Annotated in this window: 9 protein-coding genes; 5 read left to right on the top strand and 4 right to left on the bottom strand. The window is 72.2% G+C overall.

Features of this window, described 5'->3' with window-relative positions; all coding sequences use genetic code 11:
- Positions 1-81: 81 nt before the first annotated feature.
- From BIV03_RS07855 to zapE, 3 genes are all read right to left on the bottom strand, one after another.
- Positions 82-738: a tyrosine-protein phosphatase gene (locus BIV03_RS07855; RefSeq protein WP_071295262.1), complete on the bottom strand. Its 657-nt coding sequence runs from the start codon at positions 736-738 to the stop codon at positions 82-84.
- Between the two features lie 309 nt (positions 739-1,047).
- Complete coding sequence (locus tag BIV03_RS07850; RefSeq protein WP_070418818.1) at positions 1,048-2,322, bottom strand: ammonium transporter; 1,275 nt, start codon at positions 2,320-2,322, stop codon at positions 1,048-1,050.
- Between the two features lie 272 nt (positions 2,323-2,594).
- Complete coding sequence (gene zapE / locus BIV03_RS07845) at positions 2,595-3,614, bottom strand: cell division protein ZapE (RefSeq protein WP_254790795.1); 1,020 nt, start codon at positions 3,612-3,614, stop codon at positions 2,595-2,597.
- Positions 3,615-3,751: 137 nt separating this feature from the next.
- Here zapE and BIV03_RS07840 point away from each other — a divergent pair, with 137 nt between their 5' ends.
- Positions 3,752-4,657 (top strand): sulfurtransferase, encoded by a 906-nt coding sequence (locus tag BIV03_RS07840; protein WP_071295260.1) that lies wholly within the window; start codon positions 3,752-3,754, stop codon positions 4,655-4,657.
- The gene (locus BIV03_RS07835) at positions 4,654-5,106 is read left to right on the top strand and encodes a SufE family protein (protein WP_071295259.1); all 453 of its coding nucleotides are present in this window, start codon (positions 4,654-4,656) and stop codon (positions 5,104-5,106) included. Before BIV03_RS07840 ends, BIV03_RS07835 begins: the two co-directional genes overlap by 4 nt.
- A gap of 70 nt (positions 5,107-5,176) precedes the next feature.
- Here BIV03_RS07835 and BIV03_RS07830 read toward each other — a convergent pair whose 3' ends face one another.
- Positions 5,177-6,400 carry an alpha/beta fold hydrolase gene (locus tag BIV03_RS07830; protein ID WP_071295258.1) on the bottom strand — a complete coding sequence of 408 codons (1,224 nt, stop codon included), beginning with the start codon at positions 6,398-6,400 and terminating at the stop codon, positions 5,177-5,179.
- Between the two features lie 71 nt (positions 6,401-6,471).
- Here BIV03_RS07830 and BIV03_RS07825 point away from each other — a divergent pair, with 71 nt between their 5' ends.
- From BIV03_RS07825 to BIV03_RS07815, 3 genes are all read left to right on the top strand, one after another.
- Positions 6,472-7,008 (top strand): DUF3000 domain-containing protein, encoded by a 537-nt coding sequence (locus tag BIV03_RS07825; protein ID WP_229086611.1) that lies wholly within the window; start codon positions 6,472-6,474, stop codon positions 7,006-7,008.
- A 118-nt stretch (positions 7,009-7,126) separates the two neighbouring features.
- Positions 7,127-8,311 carry an HRDC domain-containing protein gene (locus BIV03_RS07820; protein ID WP_071295257.1) on the top strand — a complete coding sequence of 395 codons (1,185 nt, stop codon included), beginning with the start codon at positions 7,127-7,129 and terminating at the stop codon, positions 8,309-8,311.
- 126 nt (positions 8,312-8,437) lie between these two features.
- The gene (locus BIV03_RS07815; RefSeq protein WP_070418811.1) at positions 8,438-9,649 is read left to right on the top strand and encodes a thiolase family protein; all 1,212 of its coding nucleotides are present in this window, start codon (positions 8,438-8,440) and stop codon (positions 9,647-9,649) included.
- Position 9,650 lies beyond the last annotated feature (1 nt).

Below are 9,650 nucleotides of genomic sequence, written 5' to 3'. Positions count from 1 at the left end.
CGGTGCGGGTCCGACCCGCACCGCGCCTCCCGTCCGTCCGTACGTCCAGAGCCGGACCCGCGTCGCGCGCGCAGCCACCGGTCAGAGCGCGGCGATCTCCTCGTCCCGCAGCCCGATGCTGCGGAGGTACCCGTCCACCGAGCCCCACCGCCGCTCGACGCGCTCGATGACCGTCGTCATGATCTCCGGCACGCAGCGGTGGCCGATCGCCGTCGCCACGGGGTCCGTGCTGGCGGCGCGCTCGGCGGCGAACCGCTCGACGAGCCCGGCGGCGCTGGCCGCGTAGTCGGCACCGACGGCGTCGAGGTCGGCACCCCAGTGCCGGGCGAGCAGAGCGCTCACGATGCCGGTCCGGTCCTTGCCCGCGGCGCAGCAGACGAGCACGTCGCCGTCCGCGGTGGCGATCGTCCGCAGCGCCGCGGCGATGCCGGAGCGGTGCCGGTCGAGCCAGTCGGTGTACTGGTCATCGAGCTGGACGGCCTCGGCGGCGGACTCGATCGCCGAGGCCGGGTCGAAGAGCGGCACGGAGCGGTAGGCGGGCGTGGCGGCGAGCGGGTGCGGCACCGCGTCCGTCTCGTCCACGCGGCGCAGGTCGACCACGGCGGCGAGGCCCGCCGGGTACGCGGCGGGAGCGACCGGGTCGGTGTTCGCCCGGTACACCGTGCGTCGGCGGCCGTGCTGGAGGCCGGGTCCCCCGACCTCGCGGAGGTTCGTGAGCGTGTTCGACGTCGTCGTCATGGCTCCACTCTGCCGGACGCGGGACGTCGGGCGCGTCCGCCGGCCGCGCGCCCGCCGTCGCGCCGCGTGCCCGGGCGCCCGGGCGCCTGCCGCGCCGCACAACCAAAGTCACCCCGAACCACGCGATCGCACGGTTCGGGGTGACTTCCGTTGTGCGAACCCGCGCCGCACCTCCGGCGCGCCCCACCCCGGCGCCGCGCCACGCGCGCCGGCGCCGCCCACGCGCCACTCGCGCCCCGCGCCCCGCACACGACGACGGGCCCCGCGCTGCTGTGTGCGCGGGGCCCGTCGTGACGGTGTGGCAGCGAGCTACCGGACGGAGACCGGGGTCTCGTCGCGCTCCTCGTAGAGGACGTAGCCCTCTTCGCCGTGGACCGCGGTGTCGATGCCGGCGACCTCGTCCTCGGTCTTCACACGGAAGCCCATCGTCTTCTCGATGATCCAGCCGATGACGAAGGCGAGGATGAACGAGTAGAGACCGACCACGCCGGCAGCGGCGGCCTGCTTGCCGAGCTGCGTGAACGAGCCCGAGTAGATCAGGCCGGTGTCGTTGGCGAAGAAGCCGAGGTACAGCGTGCCGACGATGCCGCCGACCAGGTGGACGCCGACGACGTCGAGCGAGTCGTCGAAGCCGAGACGGTACTTCCAGTCGATCGCGAAGCAGCAGATGATGCCCGCGAGGAAGCCGAGCAGGATGCCCCAGCCCGGGGTGAGCGCGGCGCACGCCGGGGTGATGGCGACGAGGCCGGTGACGGCGCCCGACGCGGCACCGATCGAGGTGGCCTTGCCGTCCTTGAGCTTCTCGACGAGCAGCCAACCGAGGATCGCGGCGGCCGGGGCGGCGAGGGTGTTGACCCAGGCGATCGCGGCGATGCCGTCCGCGGCGCCCTCGGAGCCGGCGTTGAAGCCGAACCAGCCGAACCACAGGATCGCGGCACCGAGGAGCACGAAGGGCGGGTTGTGCGGCTTGTGCGCACCCTTGGCGAAGCCGACGCGCTTGCCGAGGACGATCGCCAGCGCGAGACCCGCGGCACCGGCGTTGATGTGGACCGCGGTGCCACCGGCGAAGTCGATGACGCCCCAGGTCGCCGCCCAGCCGGACGTGAGGTTGAAGACCCACGAGGCGACCGGGAAGTAGACGACCGTGACCCAGACGCCGGCGAAGACCATCCACGCGCCGAACTTGGCACGGTCGGCGATCGCACCGGAGATGAGGGCGACCGTGATGATCGCGAAGGTCGCCTGGAAGCCGACGAACGCCATCGAGGGGTACGCGGCGTTGATCGTCGAGGCCTTGGCCTCCTCGAACGCCTGCCCGAGGCCGATCTGGTTCCAGTCGATGCTGAAGAAGCCGACGACACCGGACACCGCCGTGCCGTCACCGTGGTTCGCGAAGGCGATGGCGTAGCCGTAGACGACCCAGAGGACGCTCACGAGCGCGATCGCCCCGAAGGACATCATCATCATGCTGATGACGGACTTGGCCTTCACCAGACCGCCGTAGAAGAAGGCCAGGCCGGGTGTCATGAACAACACCAGCGCCGCCATGACCAACACGAACGTCGTGTTGCCCTGATCAAGCATCTGTTCACCTCTCGATTGCACCAGCGGCTCTTGGTCCGCGTCGGGTGTCACCGAGTCTGGCGAGGCGAGGTTTCACGAGGGAGCACGAAGTGTTTCGCGGGTGTAACGCGACGGCCCGGTGTGTAAACGTCGTGTTTCGTCCGTCGGGCAGTCCCCTGGACGGGGGCCACGAGTTCTCCCGGTCCGTCCGGACGGTGTCCGACAGCCGTCGCGGAACGGAGCCTGGAGGCGCGGCGCGGCAGGGCACCGGCTCCTCGCGACCGGCAGGCGGCTCAGTCCACGGCGCGGGTCAGCGCCACGACGCGGCTCGCCGCACGCAGGTACTTCTTGCGGTACCCACCGTCGAGCATCGACTCGGGGTACACCTGGTCGAGCGGGGTGCCCGACGCCACGATCCGGACCTGCGCGTCGTACAGCCGGTCCACCAGCGCGACCCACCGGAGCGCATCGGTCTGGTCGGTGAAGGGCTGCACGTCGGTGAGGCCGACGGCGTCGAGGTCCTCGACCATCGCGACGTACTTCGACGGGTGCACGGACGCGAGGTGCCCGACCACCGCCCGGAAGTCGTCGAGCGTGACGCGTCCGCCGGGGAGTCCCGCGGCGACGTCGGCCACCACGCCTGCCGACTCGTCGACCGCACGCCGGCGGAAGTCGAGCCCGTCGATGCGCATGGTGTCGAACCGGTCGGACATCGCCTGGATCTCGCGCAGGAAGTCCTGGGCCGCGAAGCGCCCCTCGCCGAGGGCACCCGGCGGCGTGTTCGAGGTGGCGGCGAACCGGGTGCCGGTCTCGGTGAGCTCCTTGATGAGGCGCGTCATCACCATCGTGTCACCGGGGTCGTCGAGCTCGAACTCGTCGATGCACACCAGCGCCGTCCCGCGCAGCAGGTCGACGGTGCCCTGGAACCCGAGGGCCCCGACGAGCGCCGTGTACTCGATGAAGGTGCCGAACGTCTTCCGACCGGTCGCGGCGTGGTAGGCGGCGGCGAGCAGGTGGGTCTTGCCGACGCCGAACCCGCCGTCGAGGTAGACGCCAGACTTCACGGTCGACTCCGCCACGGGCTTCCGGCGACCGAACAGCCCACGGCGAGGCTGGTCGGCGGGACCGGCGGCGACGAAGGCCTCGACCGCGTCGCGGACCGCCGCCTGCGAGGGGTACTCCGCGTCGGGTCGGTAGGAGGCGAACGACGCGTCCGCGAACTGGGGCGGCGGGACCAGCGACGCAGCCATCTGCTGCGGGGTCACCTGCGGGTCGCGGTCGACGAGGTGTTCAGGCGCGGTGTTCGCTGACAATCGGGGCAGTCCTTCGGGAAGCATGTCGTGGGGTGTCACGTTGCGTCAGGAGCACGGCACGCCCGCGTACCGTTGCCCACAGGCACCGACGACCGATCCTAGTCCGGTGCCGGATGACCACCTGGAGGTAGCCCACCATGACCGCACCGGTCGACACGTCCGAGAAGTTCACCGCCTACGCCCACCCGGAGCGGCTCGTCTCCACCGAGTGGCTGCAGGAACACCTGGACGCCGGCACCCCGGACCTGGTCGTCGTCGAGTCCGACGAGGACGTCCTGCTCTACGAGACGGGCCACGTCCCCGGTGCCGTGAAGATCGACTGGCACACCGACCTCAACGACCCGGTGCTCCGCGACTACATCGACGGCGAGGCCTTCGCCGAACTGCTCGGCAGCAAGGGCATCGGCCGCGAGACCACCGTGGTGATCTACGGCGACAAGAACAACTGGTGGGCCGCCTACGCCCTCTGGGTCTTCTCGCTGTTCGGGCACGAGGACGTCCGTCTCCTCGACGGCGGCCGGGCGAAGTGGATCGCCGAGGACCGCGCGCTCACCACCGACCAGACCGTGGTCACGCCGGTCGAGTACCCCGTCGTCGACCGGATCGACACCGAGATCCGCGCCTACAAGGACGACGTGCTCGCCCACCTCGGCAAGCCGCTGATCGACGTCCGCAGCGCCCCGGAGTACGCCGGCGACCGCACCACCGCGCCGGACTACCCGGAGGAGGGCGCCCTCCGCGCCGGCCACGTCCCCACCGCCGTGAACATCCCGTGGGCCACCGCCGCGGCACCGGACGGCACCTTCAAGACCCGCGAGGAGCTCGACGCGATCTACCGCGACGGCGCCGGCATCGGCGACGCGGACGAGGTCATCGCCTACTGCCGCATCGGCGAGCGGTCGAGCCACACCTGGTTCGTCCTGCAGCACCTGCTCGGGTACGAGAACGTCCGCAACTACGACGGCTCGTGGACCGAGTGGGGCAGCGCGGTCCGCGTCCCGATCGCCGTCGGCACCGAACCGGGTACGATCACCGACCGATGACCGACGCACTCCCCCAGTCCCTCGCCGAGATCCGCGACGACTTCCTCGAACTCTCCCAGCAGGACCGCCTGCAGCTGCTCCTCGAGTTCTCGAACGAGCTCCCGGCGCTTCCCGAGCGCCTGCAGGGGCACGAGGACGAGCTCGAACGCGTCGAGGAGTGCCAGTCCCCCGTCTTCATCACGGTCACCGTGGGTGCGGACGGCGACGCGCCCGGCATCGTCCGGATGCACGCCACGGCGCCGCGCGAGGCACCGACCACGCGGGGCTTCGCGTCGATCCTCGCCCAGGGACTGTCCGGCCTGACCGCCGAGCAGGTGCTCGCCGTGCCGGCGGACTACCCGCTGACGATCGGGCTGAGCGAGGCGGTCAGCCCGCTGCGGATCCGCGGCATGGTCGGGATGCTGGGTCGGGTGCAGCGGCAGGTGCAGGCGCAGGCCGCGGTCGCGTAGACGTCACCACACGTTGACGGGAGGCGCGGTGCCAGCTGGCACCGCGCCTCCCGTCCGTCTGTGGATGCGTCTACCGCGCGTTGGCCGCGCCGTCTCGCTGGACCACCTCGGTCAGCCACGCGAGGATGCGGGCGTCGAACCAGTCGGCGTCGTGGTTCCAGAGCTTGGTGTGCCGGGCGGTCGTCTGCACCTCGAGCCGCACGATGTCGGGCCGGGCCTCGGCGAGGGCGTGCGACGCAGAGGACGGGACGAACCCGTCGTCGTCGCTGTGCATGAGCAGGATCGGCACGTGCAGCTCGTCGGCCCGCGCGACCATGTCGAGCTGCCGCAGGTCGACCGGCTGCCGCAGGCCCGTGAGCCGGTGCAGGACCGGGGTGCGGAGGAGGCGCTGCGCGACCTTCCGGACCGGCCGCGGCAGGCGGAGCAGCTGGCTCTGCGACTTGAGCACCGCGTGCCAGTCGACCACCGGCGACTCGAGCACGACACCGTCCACGAGGTCCGCGAACGCCGAGCGGACCAGGGTCTGCAGCACGACCGCGCCGCCCATCGACCAGCCCATCAGGACGACGCTCGATGCGCCCTGCCCGGCGAGCCAGCGGAGGACCGCGTCGATGTCCTCCCACTCGGTGCTGCCGAGGCCGTAGCGGCCGTCGACGCTCCGCGGGGCGACGCCGTCGTTGCGCCAGCTCGCCAGCACCACGGAGTACCCCGCCGCCCGGAAGACCGGCACCGCGCGGATCGTCTCGGCGCGGGTCACCCCACGACCGTGCACGAGGACGGCCCACGGCGCGTCCGGGTCGTCGGCGCGGACCACCCAGGCGGGTGCGGGGCCGTTCGGGGTGGGGACGTCGATGTCCTCGACCGGGACGTCCAGCTCGCCCGGGGTCAGGTAGAACCAGCCGCCCCACCGACCCCGGCGGGCCGCGGTGGGGTCGCCGGCGTCGATCGCGATGATGCGGCGGGTGACGGTCGTGTCGGTGGTGCCGAGGACCTCGCCGACGCGCATGTGCCCGGTCCCGCCGCCGAACCAGAGGCTGTAGCGGCCCTGCAGTTCGGTGTCCGCGGTGCGCTCGAGCGTCACCGTCCGCCGCACGGGGTCGACGGCGTGGATCGGGACGCGTTCGGTGCGCTTGCGGTCGGGGGTGACCACCGCTCGGGCCACCGCCGCGACGAACCCGCCGATCACCGCGGTGGTGACGGCGGCCGCTGCGATGCCCGCTCCCAGTGCGACGAACCCGGCCGATCGTGCGGTCTCCTGGACGACGTCCTCGGCGGGTCGCGCGGATCGGGACATGGTCCGGAGCCTAGTCTGCATTCGTGTCCGAAACCCGAGAGCCCGACGCCTTCGCGCGGCTCCGTGCGTTCGTGGCGTCCGGCGGCGCGCGCGCCGAGACGACCGTCACCGAGATCCCCTCGCCGTCGCGCATCGCCCCGTTCTCGATCGCCCTGGCGGCGGACGTCTCGGGCGCGGCGCACGGCATCGACTCCGACCTCGGGACGGGCCGGTTCATCGCCCTGCACGACCCGGACGAACCCGAGGGCTGGGGCGGGTCGTTCCGCATCGTGACCTTCGCCCAGGCACCGCTCGAACCCGAGATCGGTGTCGACGAGTTCGTCGCCGACGTGACGTGGAGCTGGCTCGTCGACGCCCTCGCCGCGCACGGTGCGACCTACGACCACGCCTCGGGCACGGCGACCAAGATCATCTCCCGCGGCTACGGCGACCTCGCGGCGCAGGGCGACGGGGCGCAGCTCGAACTGCGCGCCTCGTGGACCCCGCGCGGGGACGACCTCACCGCACACGTCGAGGCGTGGGAGGAGATCGTGGCGATGCTCGCCGGTCTCCCGCCCGCGTCGGACGGCGTGACCCTGTTGGCCCCGAGGAGGCTCGCACGTGACTGACCCCGCATCTCCGGCCGGGGCGTCGCCCGCTGTCCCGTCGGCGTCGCCGGCTGTTCCGCCGTCGGCTGCTCCGTCCGCGGCGTCGCCGGCGTTCGAGGCGTCGCACGACGCGGTCCACGTGATCGCCTCGCGCGAGGAGTACCTCGACGCCGTCGCCGCCATCGCGGCGGGCCACGGCCCGGTCGCCGTCGACGCCGAGCGCGCGAGCGGCTACCGGTACTCGCAGCGGGCGTACCTCATCCAGGTGTTCCGCCGCGGTGCCGGCGCGTTCCTCTTCGACCCGATCCCGATCGGCGACTTCTCCGAGCTCCAGGACGCGATCGTCGACGAGGAGTGGCTCTTCCACGCCGCGTCGCAGGACCTCCCCTGCCTGCAGGAGGTCGGCCTCGTCCCGACCCGCATCTTCGACACCGAGCTCGGTGCCCGCATCGCCGGGTTCCCCCGGGTCGGCCTCGGTGCCGTCGTGGAGCAGCTGCTCGGGATCACGCTCGCGAAGGCCCACTCCGCCGCGGACTGGTCGACCCGGCCGCTCCCGCAGTCGTGGTTGGTGTACGCGGCACTCGACGTCGAGCTGCTCCCCGACCTCCGTGACGCGCTCGCGGCGAAGCTCGACGAGGCGGGCAAGACCCGCATCGCCGAAGAGGAGTTCGCCGCCGTCCTGACACGGGCGCCGAAGCCGCCGAAGGCCGAGCCGTGGCGCCGCCTGTCCGGCATGCACGCCCTCCGTGGCTCCAGGGCGCTCGCGATCGCCCGATCGCTCTGGACCGCACGCGACGCCTACGCCCGCGAAGCCGACATCGCGCCGGGTCGCACCATCCCGGACTCGGCGATCGTCGCGGCCGCGGCGGCGAACCCGGCCTCGAAGGGCGAACTGAGCGGGGTGAAGGCCTTCACGGGTCGTGCCAGCCGGTCCGAGCTCGACCGCTGGTGGGCCGCCGTCGACGAGGGCCGCACGACCGAGGACCTCCCACGGCTCCGCGGCACCGGCGAGGCCACGCTGCCGCCGCCCCGAGCCTGGGCCGACCGCAACCCGGCAGCCGACCGCCGGTACAAGGCTGCGCGGGCCGCCGTGGTGCAGCGTGCCGAGGAGCTCGACCTGCCCGTCGAGAACCTGCTCACGCCGGACACCCTCCGCACGGTGTCGTGGGAGCCGCCGATGCCGATCGCCACCGAGACCGTCGGTGCCGTGCTCGCCGCGCACGACGCCCGCCCCTGGCAGGTCGAGGAGACGGCGTCGATCATCGCGCACGCCTTTGTCGCTGCTGCACAGGAGCCTGCTGCCGAGAGCAACACCGAGTCGTAGGAACGCCCCAACGGGCATGCGTCCGCACAGGCTCGGGGCATAGCGTCGCTGGTGCACGCCGGGTCGGGCCCGGCCGGGCGGGGCGGGACGCGCCCAGCCTGATCAACGAGGATCTGGAGGCCCAGATTGCCAAAGGCAGCAGACGTCGTCTTCGTCGACGGAGTTCGGACGCCGTTCGGACGAGCCGGGGAGAAGGGGGTGTTCTGGAAGACCCGCGCGGATGACCTCGCGGTGCACGCGATGCGCGGACTCCTCGACCGGAACGCCTCGTTGGACGGAGCCGCGGTGGACGACGTCGCCGTGGCGGCCACCACGCAGCAGGGCGACCAGGGGCTCACCCTCGGCCGGACGGTCGGGATGCTCGCCGGACTCCCGAAGACCGTCCCCGGGTACGCGATCGACCGCATGTGCGCCGGTGCCATGACGAGCGTGACCACCCTCGCCGGCGCCATCGCGTTCGGCGCGGCCGACGTCGCCATCGCCGGCGGTGTCGAGCACATGGGGCGCCACCCGATGGGCTTCAACTCCGACCCGAACCCGCGCTTCATCGCCGAGCGCATGGTCAACGGCGACGCGCTCGTGATGGGCAAGACCGCCGAGCGCCTGCACGACCGCTTCCCCGCGATCACCAAGGACCGCACGGACGCCTACGCCGTCCAGTCCCAGCAGCGCTACGCCGCCGCGTGGGCCGCCGGCAAGCTCCAGCCGGACCTGGTGCCGGTCGAGGTGAACACCGGCGAGGGCTGGGACATCGTCTCCAGTGACGAGCCGCCCCGCCCCGGCACCACGCTCGAGGCCCTGGCAGCGCTGAAGACGCCGTTCCGCTCGCACGGACGCATCACCGCCGGCAACGCGGCAGGCCTGAACGACGGCGCCACCATGAGCCTGCTCGCCTCCGCCGACGCGGCGAAGCAGCACGGACTGCCGACGAAGATGCGCATGGTCTCGTTCGCGTTCGCGGGCGTCGACCCCGAGGTGATGGGCATCGGGCCGGTGCCCGCGACCGACAAGGCGCTGGCGAAGGCCGGGCTGTCGATCGACGACATCGGGCTGTTCGAGATCAACGAGGCGTTCGCCGTCCAGGTGCTCGCCTTCCTCGACAACTACGGGATCGCCCAGGACTCGACGAACGTGAACGCCTGGGGCGGCGCGATCGCCGTGGGGCACCCGCTCGCCTCGAGCGGCGTCCGCCTGATGACCCAGCTCGCTGCCCAGTTCGCCGAGCGCCCGGACGTCCGGTACGGCATCACGACGATGTGCATCGGGCTCGGCCAGGGCGGCACCGTCATCTGGGAGAACCCGAACTTCAGCAAGTCCGCGGCACGGAAGGCGGCGTGAC

The organism is Curtobacterium sp. MCBA15_016 (assembly GCF_001865105.1).
Taxonomy (GTDB): Bacteria; Actinomycetota; Actinomycetes; order Actinomycetales; family Microbacteriaceae; genus Curtobacterium.
Note: the sequence above shows the minus strand (reverse complement) of the source record. Positions and strands in the feature narration are given on the sequence as shown.

What these genes read in the sequence shown, in the direction of transcription:
- BIV03_RS07855 (WP_071295262.1), bottom strand. Translation starts at nt 738, where the DNA reads ATGACGACGACGTCGAACACGCTCACGAACCTCCGCGAGGTCGGGGGA.
- BIV03_RS07850 (WP_070418818.1), bottom strand. Translation starts at nt 2,322, where the DNA reads ATGCTTGATCAGGGCAACACGACGTTCGTGTTGGTCATGGCGGCGCTG.
- BIV03_RS07840 (WP_071295260.1), top strand. Translation starts at nt 3,752, where the DNA reads ATGACCGCACCGGTCGACACGTCCGAGAAGTTCACCGCCTACGCCCAC.
- BIV03_RS07835 (WP_071295259.1), top strand. Translation starts at nt 4,654, where the DNA reads ATGACCGACGCACTCCCCCAGTCCCTCGCCGAGATCCGCGACGACTTC.
- BIV03_RS07830 (WP_071295258.1), bottom strand. Translation starts at nt 6,400, where the DNA reads ATGTCCCGATCCGCGCGACCCGCCGAGGACGTCGTCCAGGAGACCGCA.